14 protein-coding genes and 2 pseudogenes are annotated in these 14,560 nt (G+C 65.7%); 10 read left to right on the plus strand and 6 right to left on the minus strand.

Going from position 1 to position 14,560, the window contains the following annotated elements; genetic code table 11:
• Window positions 1-41: 41 nt before the first annotated feature.
• Window positions 42-1,817 carry an aspartate--tRNA ligase gene (gene aspS, locus ACIGKL_RS05595; RefSeq protein ID WP_397485700.1) on the minus strand — a complete coding sequence of 592 codons (1,776 nt, stop codon included), beginning with the start codon at window positions 1,815-1,817 and terminating at the stop codon, window positions 42-44.
• A gap of 196 nt (window positions 1,818-2,013) precedes the next feature.
• On the opposite strand from aspS, the gene ACIGKL_RS05600 reads away from it, so the two are divergent.
• The 6 genes and pseudogenes from ACIGKL_RS05600 to ACIGKL_RS05625 form a co-directional block, all read left to right on the plus strand.
• The gene (locus ACIGKL_RS05600; protein WP_397485701.1) at window positions 2,014-3,132 is read left to right on the plus strand and encodes an HD domain-containing phosphohydrolase; all 1,119 of its coding nucleotides are present in this window, start codon (window positions 2,014-2,016) and stop codon (window positions 3,130-3,132) included.
• 74 nt (window positions 3,133-3,206) lie between these two features.
• On the plus strand, window positions 3,207-4,025 hold the full coding sequence (locus tag ACIGKL_RS05605; protein WP_397485702.1) for an SDR family NAD(P)-dependent oxidoreductase: 819 nt from the start codon (window positions 3,207-3,209) through the stop codon (window positions 4,023-4,025).
• 190 nt (window positions 4,026-4,215) lie between these two features.
• Window positions 4,216-4,686: a Dps family protein gene (locus tag ACIGKL_RS05610; RefSeq protein ID WP_021445044.1), complete on the plus strand. Its 471-nt coding sequence runs from the start codon at window positions 4,216-4,218 to the stop codon at window positions 4,684-4,686.
• Between the two features lie 97 nt (window positions 4,687-4,783).
• Window positions 4,784-5,851 (plus strand): GGDEF domain-containing protein, encoded by a 1,068-nt coding sequence (locus ACIGKL_RS05615; protein ID WP_397485703.1) that lies wholly within the window; start codon window positions 4,784-4,786, stop codon window positions 5,849-5,851.
• Window positions 5,852-6,020: 169 nt separating this feature from the next.
• Window positions 6,021-6,332: pseudogene (locus tag ACIGKL_RS05620) on the plus strand (cold shock domain-containing protein membrane protein); the annotation flags it as partial.
• Window positions 6,333-6,431: 99 nt separating this feature from the next.
• Window positions 6,432-6,650 (plus strand): annotated as a pseudogene (locus ACIGKL_RS05625) (cold-shock protein); the annotation flags it as partial.
• Window positions 6,651-6,814: 164 nt separating this feature from the next.
• On the opposite strand, the gene ACIGKL_RS05630 reads toward ACIGKL_RS05625, so the two are convergent.
• Together ACIGKL_RS05630 and ACIGKL_RS05635 are read right to left on the minus strand one after the other, a co-directional pair.
• A complete protein-coding gene (locus ACIGKL_RS05630) occupies window positions 6,815-7,021 on the minus strand; it encodes a SlyX family protein (RefSeq protein WP_397485704.1) in 207 nt (68 codons plus the stop codon).
• Window positions 7,018-7,449: an HIT family protein gene (locus ACIGKL_RS05635; RefSeq protein ID WP_397485705.1), complete on the minus strand. Its 432-nt coding sequence runs from the start codon at window positions 7,447-7,449 to the stop codon at window positions 7,018-7,020. The genes ACIGKL_RS05630 and ACIGKL_RS05635 overlap by 4 nt, the downstream gene beginning before the upstream one ends.
• Before the next feature lie 670 nt (window positions 7,450-8,119).
• On the opposite strand from ACIGKL_RS05635, the gene ACIGKL_RS05640 reads away from it, so the two are divergent.
• A complete protein-coding gene (locus ACIGKL_RS05640; protein WP_397485706.1) occupies window positions 8,120-9,400 on the plus strand; it encodes an OprD family porin in 1,281 nt (426 codons plus the stop codon).
• 80 nt (window positions 9,401-9,480) lie between these two features.
• On the opposite strand, the gene ACIGKL_RS05645 is transcribed toward ACIGKL_RS05640, so the two are convergent.
• Window positions 9,481-9,888, minus strand: coding sequence for a PaaI family thioesterase (locus ACIGKL_RS05645; RefSeq protein WP_031303460.1), 408 nt, complete (start codon window positions 9,886-9,888; stop codon window positions 9,481-9,483).
• Window positions 9,889-10,032: 144 nt separating this feature from the next.
• On the opposite strand from ACIGKL_RS05645, the gene ACIGKL_RS05650 reads away from it, so the two are divergent.
• Genes ACIGKL_RS05650 through ACIGKL_RS05660 form a run of 3 tightly spaced genes read left to right on the plus strand, consistent with a single transcriptional unit; the run spans window position 10,033 to window position 13,302 of the window.
• Entirely contained in the window at window positions 10,033-11,748 is a 1,716-nt protein-coding gene (locus tag ACIGKL_RS05650; RefSeq protein ID WP_397485707.1) for a proline--tRNA ligase, read from the plus strand.
• Window positions 11,749-11,768: 20 nt separating this feature from the next.
• Window positions 11,769-12,722: a hypothetical protein gene (locus ACIGKL_RS05655; RefSeq protein WP_397485708.1), complete on the plus strand. Its 954-nt coding sequence runs from the start codon at window positions 11,769-11,771 to the stop codon at window positions 12,720-12,722.
• Between the two features lie 7 nt (window positions 12,723-12,729).
• Window positions 12,730-13,302, plus strand: coding sequence for a lytic transglycosylase domain-containing protein (locus ACIGKL_RS05660; protein ID WP_397485709.1), 573 nt, complete (start codon window positions 12,730-12,732; stop codon window positions 13,300-13,302).
• A 14-nt stretch (window positions 13,303-13,316) separates the two neighbouring features.
• On the opposite strand, the gene ACIGKL_RS05665 is transcribed toward ACIGKL_RS05660, so the two are convergent.
• Together ACIGKL_RS05665 and ACIGKL_RS05670 are read right to left on the minus strand one after the other, a co-directional pair.
• On the minus strand, window positions 13,317-14,138 hold the full coding sequence (locus tag ACIGKL_RS05665) for an aldo/keto reductase (RefSeq protein WP_397485710.1): 822 nt from the start codon (window positions 14,136-14,138) through the stop codon (window positions 13,317-13,319).
• Window positions 14,125-14,559, minus strand: coding sequence for a VOC family protein (locus tag ACIGKL_RS05670; RefSeq protein WP_397485711.1), 435 nt, complete (start codon window positions 14,557-14,559; stop codon window positions 14,125-14,127). Before ACIGKL_RS05670 ends, ACIGKL_RS05665 begins: the two co-directional genes overlap by 14 nt.
• Window position 14,560: the final 1 nt, after the last annotated feature.

A 14,560-nucleotide genomic window follows, 5' to 3' on the forward strand; every position in this document is an offset into this window, starting at 1 on the left:
CAAAACGAAGAAGCCTGGCAATCCAGGCTTCTTGTACAGGCTTACTCGGCCTTGGCTTGCTCGCGCAGGCGGATATGCAGCTCGCGCAGCGACTTGTTGTCGACGATGCCTGGCGCCTGGGTCATGACGCAGGCGGCGCTCTGGGTCTTGGGGAAGGCGATCACTTCGCGAATCGAGCTGGCGCCGGTCATCAGCATCACCAGGCGATCCAGGCCGAAGGCCAGGCCGCCGTGGGGCGGCGCGCCGTATTTGAGCGCATCGAGGAGGAAGCCGAACTTCTCCTGCTGCTCCTCTTCGCTGATGCCGAGCACGCGGAACACGGTCTGCTGCATGGCCTTATCGTGGATACGGATCGAACCGCCACCCAGCTCGGTGCCGTTGAGCACCATGTCGTAGGCGCGCGACAGCGCGGCGGCCGGGTTGGCCTCCAGCTCCTCGGGGCTGCAGCTCGGCGAAGTGAAGGGGTGGTGCATGGCGGTCAGGCTGCCGTCGTCGTTTTCCTCGAACATCGGGAAGTCGACCACCCACAGCGGCGCCCACTCGCAGGTCAGCAGATTGAGGTCATGACCCAGCTTGATGCGCAGCGCACCCAGGGCTTCGCTGACGATCTTGGCCTTGTCGGCACCGAAGAACACGATATCGCCATCGACGGCGCCAACGCGGTCGAGGATGACGTTGATGTTGTCCAGCGGGATGTTCTTGACGATCGGCGACTGCAAACCGTCAACGCCGGCGGCGCGCTCGTTGACCTTGATATAGGCCAGGCCCTTGGCGCCGTAAATGCCGACGAACTTGGTGTAGTCGTCGATCTGCTTGCGCGGCATGCTCGCCCCGCCCGGTACGCGCAGCGCCGTGACGCGGCATTTCGGGTCGTTGGCAGGTCCCGCGAAGACCTTGAATTCGACGTCCTTGAGCTGATCCTCGACGTCCACCAGCTCCAGCGGGATGCGCAGATCCGGCTTGTCCGAACCGAAGCGGCGCATGGCTTCGGCCAGCGGCATGTGCGGCAGTTCGCCGAACTCGACGTCCAGCACTTCCTTGAACAGGTTGCGCACCATGGTCTCGGTGATGGCCATGATGTCGCTTTCATCGAGGAAGCTGGTCTCGATGTCGATCTGAGTGAATTCCGGCTGACGGTCGGCGCGCAGGTCCTCGTCGCGGAAGCACTTGGCGATCTGGTAGTAGCGGTCGAAGCCGGCCACCATCAGCAGCTGCTTGAACAGCTGCGGCGACTGCGGCAGGGCGAAGAAGCTGCCGGCGTGGGTACGGCTCGGCACCAGGTAGTCGCGCGCGCCTTCCGGGGTGGCGCGGGTCAGGATCGGCGTCTCGACGTCGAGAAAACCGTTGTCGTCCAGGTAGCGGCGGATGCTGCTGGTGATGCGCGAACGCAGCTTGAGCTTCTCGGCCATCTCCGGGCGACGCAGGTCGATGAAGCGGTAGCGCAGGCGGGTTTCTTCGCCGACGTCGGTGTATTCGTTAAGCGGGAACGGCGGGGTCTCGGCCTCGTTCAATACGTCCAGCTCGTAGCCCAGCACTTCGATGGCGCCGCTGGCCATGTTCGGGTTGACCGCACCGGCCGGGCGCAGGCGCACCTTGCCGGTGATCTTGACCACGTATTCGCTGCGCACGCGGTCGGCCTTGGCGAAGGTCTCGGCGCGATCCGGGTCGAACACCACCTGGGCCAGGCCTTCACGATCGCGGATGTCGAGGAAGATCACCCCGCCGTGGTCGCGGCGACGGTGCACCCAGCCGCAAAGGGTGATTTCCTGGCCATCCAGGCTCTCGTTCAGTTGGCCGCAATAGTGGCTGCGCATCATGATCGTGGTTCGCTTCTCTAGGTCTTGGATTGGTCAGGCGGCGCCCTGCGCACTGGGCAGAGGCCACGCCGCGGCAAGCGTCCAGCCGCCCGCCGCGTCTTGAAAAGAGCGGGATTATATAGGGTAAATCGCCGGGGCGCAGCCGCCCGGCGGATGGCTTCTATAATGAAGGGCGCCTTCGCCGCGGAGAACCGCCATGCCCCTGCCCCGCCCCGCCGACCTCTCCAGCGACCTGCTGGACGACTTTCGCCTGGACGCCGCCGAGCAGTTCCCGCGCTGCGAACAACTGCTGATCGAACTGGAGCGCGCACCCAGCAGCGGCGAGCGGCTGCGCGAGCTGTTTCGCCTGGTGCACACGCTCAAGGGCAACCTCGGCTACGTCGGCCTCGATGCACTGATGCCGCTGCCGCAGGCCATGGAGGACGTGCTCGGCGCGCTGCGCGAGGAACGCCTGGCGTTCGACAGCCTGCTCGGCGACATCCTGCTGCTGACCCTCGACCACCTGCGCGCCCTGATCGACCAGGCCCTCGGCGGCCCCAACGCACGCCTCGGCGCCGCCCAGCTCGACCAGCTGTGCCAGGCCCTGCAGGCGTTGGCCATGGCGCCGGCGAGCCAGCAGGGGGAAATCCGCCGCCAGCTGCTGCAGCGACTGGACCCCAGCACCCAGCTGCAAGCCCCGCTCGCGCCGCTGCAGAGCCCGACCGATGCCCTGCTGGCCCACCACGGCATCGCCGCGCACCCGGACCTGCAGTTCTTCGCCGCCCTGACCCAGGCCGCCGAGCAGCGCTCGCGCTACTGGCAAGGGCGCAACCTGCGCCTGCTCGACCTGAGCCTGAGCATTAACGCCCAGGGCGGCCTGGCCGAACGCCCGGAACAGCTGGCGGCGGCGGTCTGCCTGCACGACCTGGGCATGGCCTTCCTGCCGCTGCAGCTGCTGCACAAGCAGGCCGACCTGAGCCGCGAGGAACGCCGCCTGATGCAGGGCCATCCGCGCCTGGCCGGCGACCTGCTCAGGCGCATGTCGGACTGGGCGCCGGCCATGGAGATCGTCCTGCAGCACCAGGAGCACGCCGACGGCAGCGGTTATCCCAAGGGCCTGCGCGAGGCGGAGATCAGCCCCGGCGCGCTGATCCTGCACATCGCCGACGCCTTCGACGCGCGCACCCACGAGCGCGCCCACCAGACCCTGAGCAAGCGCCCGCTGCTGCGCGCCATCCTGGAGATCAACAACCTCGCCGGCCAGCAGTTCAGCGCGCACTGGGTCGAGGTGTTCAACCGCACCCTGCAGCAGGACCCCAACCTGGCCCACGGCTGAAACTGTTGTGCCGCCCCGCCGCGAGTGGCTAAGCTCCGGCCTCCATGGACAACCACCGCGCGCAAGGAGCCACCATGCACTCTCTCTCCGGCAAGGTCGCCGTGATCACCGGCGCCGCCTCCGGCATCGGCCAGGCCCTGGCCACCCGCCTGGCCGCCGAAGGCTGCCAACTGGCCCTGGCCGACATCGACCTGGCGCAGCTCGAACGCAACGCCGAGTCCCTGCGCAGCAGCGGCGCGCGCGTCAGCTGCCACGCCCTGGACGTCGCCGAGCGCGCGGCGGTCTACGCCTTCGCCGACCGCGTGCTGGCCGAACATGGCAGCGCCGACCTGATCGTCAACAACGCCGGCGTCGCCGTGTCGCAGACCATCGAGGCGCTCGGCTACGACGACTTCGAGTGGCTGATGAACATCAACTTCTGGGGCGTGGTACACGGCAGCAAGGCCTTCCTGCCGCACCTGCTCAAGCAAGGCAGCGGGCATATCGTCAACCTGTCGAGCATCTTCGGCATCGTCAGCCTGCCGACCCAGGGCGCCTACAACGCCAGCAAGTTCGCCGTGCGCGGCTTCACCGAGGCCCTGCGCCAGGAAGTCGCCTGCCGCGGCGTGGCGGTCAGTTGCGTGCATCCCGGCGGGATCAAGACCAATATCGCCCGCTCCGCGCGCTTCTACCGCGGCATCGACGGCTCGCAGGACGCCGCGCGCGCCGCCCACAACTTCGACAAGCTGGCACGCACCAGCGCCGCGCAGGCGGCCGAGGCGATAGTCGCCGGGATCAAGGCCGGCCGGCCACGCATCCTGATCGGCAGCGACGCGCGCTTTCTCGACCGCGTCCAACGCCTGCTACCGGCGGCCTACCCCAGGCTGCTGGCCAAGCTTCTGCATAAAAAGTGAACCGCAAGCTATCGATAGCTTCTAAACATGGCTTTCATTGACACAAGCCAAGATTGCCCCGAATGGTCCCGTGTTAGGCTCCGCCCAACACTGAGAGCCTATCCACGATCTGCTGCGCGTCGGCCCTACTGCGTTAAAAACAGGCTCTAAGGGATCGACACCCCGGGCTCACCTGAGAGGAGAAAACCCTATGGAAATCAATATCGGAATCGCCGAACAGGATCGCGCCGCCATCGCCGAAGGCCTGTCGCGCCTGCTGGCCGACACCTACACCCTGTACCTGAAGACCCACAACTTCCACTGGAACGTCACCGGCCCGATGTTCAACACCCTGCACCTGATGTTCGAGGGCCAGTACAACGAGCTGGCCCTGGCGGTCGACGCCATCGCCGAGCGCATCCGCGCCCTGGGTTTCCCGGCGCCGGGCACCTACGCCGCCTACGCCCGCCTGTCGTCGATCAAGGAAGAGGAAGGCGTGCCCAGCGCCGAGGACATGATCAAGCAACTGGTGCAGGGCCAGGAGGCCGTGGTGCGCACCGCTCGCGGCATCTTCCCGCTGCTGGACAAGGTCAGCGACGAACCCACCGCCGACCTGCTGACCCAGCGCATGCAGGTGCACGAGAAGACCGCCTGGATGCTGCGCAGCCTGCTCGCCGCCTGACCCGCCCCGAGGCCCGGCAATCCGGGCCTTTTCATTAGGCAGTCGACCCCCGCCTGTTCTATGCTCTGGCCATTCGCCACCGAGTTTCGTGACGCATATGAGTCAGCCGCCCAGATCCCCCAGCATTCTCGAGCTCTACCCGGAAGAAACCCGCGAAGCGGCGGCCCTGCTGAAACAGGCCGTGCCGTTGATGATGCGCCACGCCATCGCCCCCAACCCGGTGCACTACGCCCTCTGGTACACCTACAGCAAGGGTAGCGAGCCGGAGCTCAACCGCCGCCTGGACAAGGCCGTGGAAGACTTCGACGTGTTCCCGCCGGATACCGCGGTCAAGCTGTTTCGCGACTACATCATCCGCGCCGAGCTGGACGAGGCCCGCGCCGGCCAGCAACAGGTGATCGAGCTGGTCGACGACATCGAAGGCGACGTCTCGCGCAGCGTGATCGGCAGCCAGAACTACCAGCACAGCCTCAACCACGGCCTCAGCGCCCTGCAGGAGCCGATCATCGACGACCTGCCCAGCGTGCTCAGCGAGCTGCAGGAAAGCACCCAGCTGATGCAGGATCAGCAGGAAAAATTCCTCTATCGCCTGCGCGCCGCCCAGGAGGAGATCAAGCACCTGCGCGGCCAGCTGGAGCGCGCCCACCTGGCCGCCACTCTCGACAGCCTGACCCGCGTATTCAACCGCCATGCCTTCACCCGCCTGCTGGAGCAGGCGCTGAGCGAATCGCACGAGGGCCTGGCCCTGGTGATTCTCGATATCGACCACTTCAAGCAGTTCAACGACCAGTACGGCCACCCCCTGGGCGACCGCGTGCTGCAACACGTTGGCCAGCTGATGCGCGAGCTGTTGCCGCCGAGCGCCTTCGCCGCCCGCTACGGTGGCGAGGAGTTCTGCGTGGTGCTGCGCGGCTGCACCGACCTCGCCGGCGTGCGCAACTTCGCCGAGCAGCTGCGCCACAAGATCCAGGCCCTGCGGGTCAAGGTGCGCCGCACCGACCAGGTACTCGACAGCATCACCGCCTCCTTCGGTTGCGCCCTGGCCGAAGCCGGCGACAGCCTCGAAGCCCTGCTCACCCGCGCCGACGACGCGCTCTATCAGGCCAAGCGCAATGGCCGCAACCAGGTTCACCCCGCCGCCGGCGAAAGCATGCTAAGCGCTTGATTTGAGAAGCCCCTGCCTTTGCTGTTAAATACGCCCCGCGCGCCGCTTCTTGTCCTGCGGCGCGCGCGACGCAATACACCGGCGTGCGCCATGGTCGTCCAGCTGGCCCGGCGAACTCGCCGCATCCGCAGCACCCTAAGTCGTCATTCAATCAGTGAGTTCATCGAAGATGTTGAAGATTGCCCATCTTGTGACAGGGTTTGCCGCCCTGCTGCTGTCTGCCGTTCCCAGTTTTTCCGGCACGTTCCTCGCCACCCCCGACGCGCCCTACCTGGCCCTGATCGGCCTGCTCAACCTGCTGCTCGCGCCGCAGCAAGCGCTCAACCTCGGCGCAGCCCGCCAGCAGCTGCAGGGTCTGGCATCGGCCCTGCTGATCCTCGCCGCCGTGGTTCAGGGCCTGATCCTGCTCGCGCCGCTGCCGAATATCGGCGGCCAGCCCGCCATCTGGCTGAGCCTGCTGATCGCCGCCGTCGCCACCCTGCTGCACCTGACCAGCCAGTTGCGCCAGCAGCCGCGCCAGAGCAGTCAACGCAGCCCGCGCGCGCAACCTGGTCAGCACGCCGCGACCAGCGAGCAGGACGACCGCGAAACCGGCACGGTCAAGTGGTTCAACACCTCCAAGGGATTCGGCTTTATCTCCCGCGACTCGGGCGAAGACATCTTCGTGCACTTTCGCGCCATCCGCGGCGAGGGCCACCGCGTCCTGGTCGAAGGTCAGCGCGTGGAATTCTCGGTGATGCAGCGCGACAAGGGCCTGCAGGCCGAAGACGTGATCGCCGCCGCGCCCGCACGGCGCTGAACCTCGCAGCCACAAAAAAGCCCGCGATCATCGCGGGCTTTTTTGTGGCCTTAAGGAAATTCTGAAAAAGCCATCTATCGTCACTCCCGCGAAGGCGGGAGCCCAGGGACTACGCAGGTTCTGGATTCCCGCCTGCGCGGGAATGACGGCTATTCAGAGTTTCTTTAATAGTGCGGCGGAGGCGCCTCGTCCTCGGCGACGCCCGCCTGCCCGTGCAACTCCTCCTGACGCCGCGCCAGGGCCGTCAATTGCAGTTGCAGGCGCTCGATGCGCTTGTGCTGCTCGACCAGCTCGTCGCTCAGCGCCTGAATGGTGTCGTCCTGGAAGGCCAGGCGGCTTTCCAGTTCCATGACCCGCGCTTCGAGGCTCATGCCGCCTCTCCGTCGAACTGGAAATCCTCGGTCAGCACCAGGCGCAGCTTGTCCTTGAGTTGCCGCACCTGGTCCTCGGCGTAGGGCTGCGCCGGCTGCCGCCCCCAGACCGGCGCCGGCCAGGCGACATCCTCGCGGCGCCTTACGATCACATGCATGTGCAGCTGGCTGACCAGGTTGCCCAGGGTCGCCACGTTCATCTTGTCCGCGGCGAAGGTGTCCTTGAGCTTCTCGGCCAGCAGGGTGGTTTCCTGCCAGAGCCGGGTCTGGTCGGCGGCATCCAGCTGGAACAACTCGCTGACCTCCTCGCGCCGCGGCACCAGGATGAACCAGGGGTAGTGGGCATCGTTCATCAGCAACAGACGACACAGGGGGAAGTCCCCGATCAGCAGGCAGTCCTGCTGCAAACGCGAATCCAGGACGAACATGGCGACTCTCCTCGCATCAAGCCATCAACCAAGCTTAGCGCCGGACCAGCTCGGCGCACTGGGCGCGCAGCATACGTGGCCGGCGGCGACAATTCACCCCGCCGCCACGCACCAGCGCAAGGCAGTTAGGCGCGACGCGCACCGCAGGCGTGCACCATTTTGTTTCCTACCGTAATAACCGCCGTCGCACGTTACCGCACGCGGCTTCCGATGCGGCCGCCAAGGGCCTCAAGGCGCCTCCCCCGCCTCCGCAGCAATGCGTCGACGCGGCCACGGCGAACCCGCGGCGGAGCCGGCTCGGCCTGGGCCCAAGCGCCCCTGGCCGCCGGCAAAAGCGAGCTTTTAACGCCGAACTGGGGTTTTGAGCACGACTTTTGCTATCGGTTTGGGCAATGCTCGGCACGCCGCGCAGCGGGTCAATAACAGCGGTATCCGGCAACTCAAACCGCGGAACCAGTCGGCGCCACGGGACGCAAGTGCAGAACTACAGATTTGCGACATCCTTCATAAGCCTTTGCGACACTGCTGTGAAGAAATCGCAACGAATAGATTGCAACTATCGCCAACATTGGCTGCGTGCTATAAGTTAGCGCCGACACAAAAAGAAAGAGCCGCCCATACAATAATTAGATGGGCAGCGCAACTCTTCTAAACCAAAGGAGCAATCACGATGCAAGTGATGAAGTGGAGCGTAATCGCCCTGGCAGTAGCCGCGGGCACTTCCCAAATGGCAGTGGCGTCCAGCCAGTCCGAATCCAACGGCTTCATTGAAGATACCAGCTTCAACATCTTCAATCGCGTTCTGTACATGAACCGCGATTTCAAGAATGGCGGCGCAAACTTCAACAGCGTCACCGGCGCCAAGAATGGTTATCGCGAAGAAACCGGCCTGGGCATTCGCCTGCTGTACGAATCCGGCTTCACCCAAGGTACCGTAGGCGTCGGTTTCGACGCTCACTCCCTGAGCAGCATCAAGCTCGACAGCGGCCGCGGCCGCCACAGCAATGGCTTGTTCGACACCACTGGCGACGGCCGTGGTGACGATACCCAGACCGAAGTCGGCGGCGCCGTCAAGTTCCGTATTTCCGACACCGTCCTGAAGCACGGCAACATGTTCACTGCCAGCCCTGTGTTCAGCACCGACGACAGCCGTATCCTGCCGGAAACCACCACCGGCACGCTGATCACCAGCAACGAAATCGAAGGCCTGGAACTGACCGCCGGTCGCTTCACCGCCATGAGCAGCCAGGTCAGCACCGATCGCGACACTTTCGCCCTGACCGAAGCCAATATCGTTGGCGCCAGCTACAGCTTCACCGACAACTTCAGCGGCGCCATTCACGCTTCCGACGTCGAAGATCACTTCAAGAAGCAGTACATCAACCTGAATTACAACCTGCCGCTGGCAGAAGATCAGGCCCTGAACTTCGACTTCAACGGCTACCGCACCAGGGATGACGGCCAGGCACTGTCGGGCGAAGTCGACAACAAGATCTGGAGCTTGGCAGCGGCTTACTCGCTGGGCGCCCATACCTTTACCGTCGCTCACCAGCGCTCCTCCGGCGACAGCGCCTACGCCTATGGCGTGGACGGCGGCGGCACCATCTGGCTGGCCAACTCGGTTCAATACTCCGACTTCGACCGCAAGGACGAGCGTTCCTGGCAGGCTCGCTACGACCTGAACATGGCCGAGTACGGCGTACCGGGCCTGAGCTTCATGACTCGCTACATCTACGGCGATAATATCGACGTCGAAGGTTTCGATGAAGAAGGTAAAGAACACGAGTTCAACTTCGAAACCAAGTACGTCGTTCAGGAAGGCGCAGCCAAGGACCTGTCGTTCCGCATCCGCAGCTCCATCTGGCGCGCCAACAGCGTGCAGAACGCTGAATACGGCTCCGACCTGAACGACTTCCGCCTGATCGTCGAATACCCGCTGGAAGTGCTGTAACTCCTGCGTTATTCGATAGCTAGTTAAAAAAGCCCGGCATTCGCCGGGCTTTTTCTTTGCACTTCAATTAACCGAAGCGTTCAAAGCGGCAACGCGTAAGTCCCCGTTACATGCGCCACCAACTCGTCCTCATTGCCCGCCGAATAGAGCGAGACCTCGCACACCGCCTGGCGGCGGCTCAGGCGCAGGATGCGCGCCTCGGCGAGCAGGTCCACCGGCCTGGGCTTGACCAGGAAGTTGATATTGAGGTTAGAAGTCACCGCCATTTCCACCCGCCCGAGGCGGCCCAGCACCATGGCGTACATGGCCGCATCGCCCAGGGCCATAATGGTCGGCCCGGACAGGGTGCCGCCCGGACGCACCAGTTTGGCCTGAAAGGGCACCCGCGCCAGCACGCTCTCGCCGTCCAGCCGGTCGATGTGCAGATCGATATCCTCGGCCATCGGCAGCCCCGCGCGAATCAGCGCCTGAACCTCCCCCGCAGTCAATCCCGCCACCTCGACCTCCCGCTTATCGCCGTCGTTGCGCAGGCACGCGGCCGGTCTGCCGGCGCCCCGTCCTATACGCCACTGTACAGGCACCGTACAATGCCGCCCTATTCCAAGCCCTAGCAACCGACAGAACGGCCAAACATGCGTACCAGTCAGTTCCTGCTCTCGACCCTGAAAGAAACCCCTTCCGATGCCGTGGTGATCAGCCACCAGCTGATGCTGCGTGCCGGCATGATCCGCAAGCTGGCCTCCGGCCTGTACACCTGGCTGCCGATGGGCCTGCGCGTGCTGCGCAAGGTGGAGAAGGTGGTGCGCGAGGAAATGAACGCCGCCGGCGCCCTGGAAGTGCTGATGCCGGCCATCCAGCCGGCCGAGCTGTGGCAGGAGTCCGGCCGCTGGGTGCAGTACGGCCCCGAGCTGCTGCGCCTGAAGGATCGCCACGAGCGCGACTTCTGCGTCGGCCCGACCCATGAGGAAGTGATCACCGATCTGGCGCGCAACGAGCTGAACAGCTACAAGCAGCTGCCGATCAACCTGTACCAGATCCAGACCAAGTTCCGCGACGAGATCCGCCCGCGCTTCGGCCTGATGCGTGGCCGCGAGTTCATCATGAAGGACGCCTACTCCTTCCATGCCGACCAGGCCTCGCTGCAGGAAACCTACGAGCGCATGCACCAGGCCTACTGCAACGTGTTCAGCCGCCTGGGCCTGAATTTCCGCCCGGTGCAGGCCGATACCGGCTCCATCGGCGGCACCGGCTCGCATGAGTTCCACGTGCTGGCCGAGTCCGGCGAAGACGATATCGCCTTCAGCAACGTCTCCGACTACGCCGCCAATATCGAGAAGGCCGAGGCCATCCCGCGCGAGCAAGCGCGCGGCGCCGCCACCGAAGAGATGCGCCTGGTCGACACCCCCGACACCAAGACCATCGACGCCCTGGTGCAGGGCTTCGGCCTGGCCATCGAGAAGACCATCAAGACCCTGGTAGTGCACGCTGCCGAGGAAGGCAAACTGATCGCCCTGATCGTCCGTGGCGACCACGAGCTCAACGAGATCAAGGCCGCCAACCTGGAGCAGGTCGCCAGCCCGCTGCAGATGGCCAGCGAAGCCGAGATTCGCGCCGCCATCGGTGCCGGCCCCGGCTCGCTGGGCCCGGTCAACCTGCCGATCCCCTGCATCGTCGACCGCAGCGTGGCGCTGATGAGCGATTTCGCCTCCGGCGCCAACATCGAGGACAAGCACTACTTCGGCGTCAACTGGGAGCGCGACCTGCCGCTGCCTGCGGTAGCCGACCTGCGCAACGTCGTCGCCGGCGACCCCAGCCCGGACGGCCAGGGCACCCTGGAGATCAAGCGCGGCATCGAAGTCGGGCATATCTTCCAGCTCGGCAGCAAGTACAGCGAGGCGATGAACTGCCAGGTACTGGGCGAAAACGGCAAGCCGGTGACCCTGACCATGGGCTGCTACGGCATCGGTGTGTCGCGCGTGGTGGCCGCGGCCATCGAGCAGAACTTTGATGAGCGCGGCATCCTCTGGAACGACGCCCTGGCGCCCTTCCACATCGCCCTGGTGCCGCTGCGCTACGAAACCGAGCAGGTCCGCGAGGCCACCGACAAACTCTACGCCGAGCTGACCGCCGCCGGTTTCGAGGTGCTGCTGGACGACCGCGACAAGAAGACCAGCCCCGGCATCAAGTTCGCCGACATGGAGCTGATCGGCATTCCGCACCGCGTGGTGGTCAGCGACCGCGGTCTGGCCGACGGCAACCTGGAATACAAGAGCCGCGCCGAGACCGAAGCCCAGGCCGTGCCGCTGGCCGAGATCCTGCCCTTCCTGCAAGCCCGTATCAGCCGCTGATCACGCCGCACCGAGACATCATGCACACGAGCAACAACCTTCGCCTCATCGGCGCCGCCCTGTGCGGCGCCCTCTTCCTCAGCGGCTGCGCCAACCATCTGCCGCAACGCAGCGAGCATGAGGAGCGCGTCGAACGCAAATTGCTGGACCACCAGCTGCAGATCGACGTGGGCGAGCCCAAGGTACTGGAGCTGCCGCAGCGCCGGGTGCGCGTGCATGATCAGAAGAACTTCGAGGTCACCGCCTTCGAAGTCACCCGCCGCTACGACCGCTACACCCCCTATCAGCCCTGGCGCGAGCTGTACGAGGTGCCGTTGGGCGCGGTGGCGGTGGTCGCCGGCATCGGCGCCAACGTGCTCAACGTGGTGCTGCTCGGCAGCCTGCCGGACAGCGCGACACGCGACTGGATCAGCTACGGCATGGCCGGGCTCAACCCCTTCATGAACGTCGAGTCCAACGGCCGCGCCGAGCAGAACCTGGCGAGCATCGAAGAGGTTCAGCAGGATCGCCGCATGGAATACTCCAGCCTGCCCTGGGCCGAGCGTCCGGTGCTGGTCAAGGCCGGCGAGCAGAGCTTCGAGCTGCTCACCGACCGCAGCGGCGTGCTGCGCCTGAACCTGCTGGACAGCCCCTTCACCGAACAGGACATCGGCCGCCTCGGCATGCTCCTGCTCAGCGTCGAGGACGACCGCGACGAGACCCGCGCCGAGGCCAGCCTGCTGGTCAGCCACAGCCTGCGCGGCAAGCTGCGCGAGGCCCACGACCTGATCTTCGACGACCTCGAGGACGACGACGTGGCGCAGTGGGTGCACCGGGTCAAGCGCCTGTCCGACCTGGGCCTGGAAGAAGAAGCCAGCGAGCTGGAGCAGAGCCTGATCGAGCTGACCCGCAACGACCCGGAACTGCAGGACGCCTTCCTCAAGGCCCTGCTGGAAGACGCCGGCCGCCTGGCCGCCGACCCTGTGGTGAACTGAGGCGCCCGTGCCCCTGCCTCGACTGCTGCTGGCGGCGCTGCTGCTGGCCGCCGGTGCCGCCGAGGCCAACCTGCGCCAGGCGCCCGAGCCGGAACTGCGCGAACTGCTGCAACGCACGGTGAGCCAGGCCGACAGTTTCGCCGACCGCTTCGATGCCGAGGTCTGGCTGCTGGACATGTCCACCCGCCTGACCCGCTATATCCCCGACGACCAGCAGCGCCTGACGCTGTTGCGCCTGGTGCACGCCGAGGCCAGCAAGGCCGGGCTGCGCCCGGACCTGGTGATCGCCCTGATCCACGCCGAAAGCCACTTCGACCGTTTCGCCATTTCTGCGGTGGGCGCCCAGGGTCTGATGCAGGTGATGCCCTTCTGGAAGGCCGAACTGGGCCGGCCGCAGGACAACCTCACCGACAACGCCACCAACCTGCGTTACGGCTGCACCATCCTGGCCTATTACCTCAAGCGCGAAAACGGCAACCTCAGCCGCGCCCTGGCCCGCTACAACGGCAGCCTCGGCCAGCTGAAATACCCGGCCAAGGTCATGGGCTTCTGGTACGACTACTGGTACGTCAAGCCTTAGCGCGCGCCTTGCGCCTAGACCATCTGCAGGCCCTGCTTGCCTTGCGGCGGGACAAAGGCCGCGTCGAGCAGGGCTAGGTCATCCTCGCTCAGCACCAACGCAGCCGCGGCGGCATTGTCACGCAGATGCGCGACCTCCACGGCCTTGGGAATGGCGATCACCCCGCCCTGGCGCAGGGTCCAGGCCAGCGCCACCTGGGCCGGCGTGGCGGCGTGCCGCGCGGCCACTTCGCCCAGCGCCGGCTCGCGCAACAGGGCGCCGGCCTGGCTCAGCGGACAGTAGGCCATCAGCGGCATGCCGGCGCGGCGCTGCCAGGGCAGCAGGTCGTACTCGATGCCGCGCGCCTCGAGGTTGTACAGCACCTGGTTGGCGGCGCAGGCCGCCTCGTCCAGCTCGACCAGGTCGTCCAGATCGAAGTTGGACACGCCCCAAGCGCCGATCTTGCCCTGCTCGCGCAGGCGCTCGAAGCCTTCCACCGTCTCCTGCAGGGGGTGCTGGCCGCGCCAGTGCAGCAGGTACAGGTCGATGCGCTCGCAACCCAGGCGGCGCAGGCTGCGCTCGCAGGCCTGTTGCACGCCCTGGCGGCTGGCATTGTGCGGATAGACCTTGCTGACCAGAAAGACCTGCTCGCGGCGCCCGGCGATGGCCTCGCCGACCACTTCCTCGGCACCGCCCTCGCCGTACATTTCCGCGGTATCGATCAGCCGCAGGCCGAGCTCGAGGCCTTCGCGCAGGGCCGCCACTTCGCGCGCCCGCTGGCGGCGGTCCTCGCCCATGCGCCAGGTGCCCTGGCCGATCACCGGCACCTCAATACCGGACAGTTCAATCGTTCGCATCGCTCTCTCCTGAAAGACTTCTGACCTGCTCATAGCCATCGCCACGCCACTGCAACAGGCACAGACCATGGCCGAAGGGATCGCTGAGCGTCGCCAGACGCCCCCATTGTTGTTCGCTGATTGCGCCCTCCTGACGGGCGCCGGCGGCCAGGGCGCGGGCCAAGGCCGCATCCAGGTCGTCGACGACGACATCCAGATGCAGCGGCGTCCAGTGGCGACCATAGTCGCGGACGATCCCTTGCCGCCCGCAGGGGGCGCTGCCCGCCGCCTTGTGCAGCAGATAGAACGGCACTGCGGCACCCAGCAACTCGATCACGCTGCCCGCGAACAACCGGCGCCCGACCCGCAGGCCCAGGCCGTGGGTATAGAAGGCCTCGGCCGCCGCCAGGTCGGGCACGTCGAGATTGAGCAGCAGCTGCATG

It is taken from the genome of Pseudomonas sp. NPDC077186 (genome assembly GCF_044543505.1).
Classification (GTDB): Bacteria; Pseudomonadota; Gammaproteobacteria; order Pseudomonadales; family Pseudomonadaceae; genus Aquipseudomonas.

Coding starts and splice junctions, on each gene's coding strand:
- ACIGKL_RS05610 (WP_021445044.1), top strand. CDS start 4,216: ATGGAAATCAATATCGGAATCGCCGAACAGGATCGCGCCGCCATCGCC.
- ACIGKL_RS05635 (WP_397485705.1), bottom strand. CDS start 7,449: ATGTTCGTCCTGGATTCGCGTTTGCAGCAGGACTGCCTGCTGATCGGG.
- ACIGKL_RS05605 (WP_397485702.1), top strand. CDS start 3,207: ATGCACTCTCTCTCCGGCAAGGTCGCCGTGATCACCGGCGCCGCCTCC.
- ACIGKL_RS05600 (WP_397485701.1), top strand. CDS start 2,014: ATGCCCCTGCCCCGCCCCGCCGACCTCTCCAGCGACCTGCTGGACGAC.
- ACIGKL_RS05665 (WP_397485710.1), bottom strand. CDS start 14,138: ATGCGAACGATTGAACTGTCCGGTATTGAGGTGCCGGTGATCGGCCAG.
- ACIGKL_RS05670 (WP_397485711.1), bottom strand. CDS start 14,559: ATGCAGCTGCTGCTCAATCTCGACGTGCCCGACCTGGCGGCGGCCGAG.
- ACIGKL_RS05650 (WP_397485707.1), top strand. CDS start 10,033: ATGCGTACCAGTCAGTTCCTGCTCTCGACCCTGAAAGAAACCCCTTCC.
- aspS (WP_397485700.1), bottom strand. CDS start 1,817: ATGATGCGCAGCCACTATTGCGGCCAACTGAACGAGAGCCTGGATGGC.
- ACIGKL_RS05640 (WP_397485706.1), top strand. CDS start 8,120: ATGCAAGTGATGAAGTGGAGCGTAATCGCCCTGGCAGTAGCCGCGGGC.
- ACIGKL_RS05655 (WP_397485708.1), top strand. CDS start 11,769: ATGCACACGAGCAACAACCTTCGCCTCATCGGCGCCGCCCTGTGCGGC.
- ACIGKL_RS05615 (WP_397485703.1), top strand. CDS start 4,784: ATGAGTCAGCCGCCCAGATCCCCCAGCATTCTCGAGCTCTACCCGGAA.
- ACIGKL_RS05630 (WP_397485704.1), bottom strand. CDS start 7,021: ATGAGCCTCGAAGCGCGGGTCATGGAACTGGAAAGCCGCCTGGCCTTC.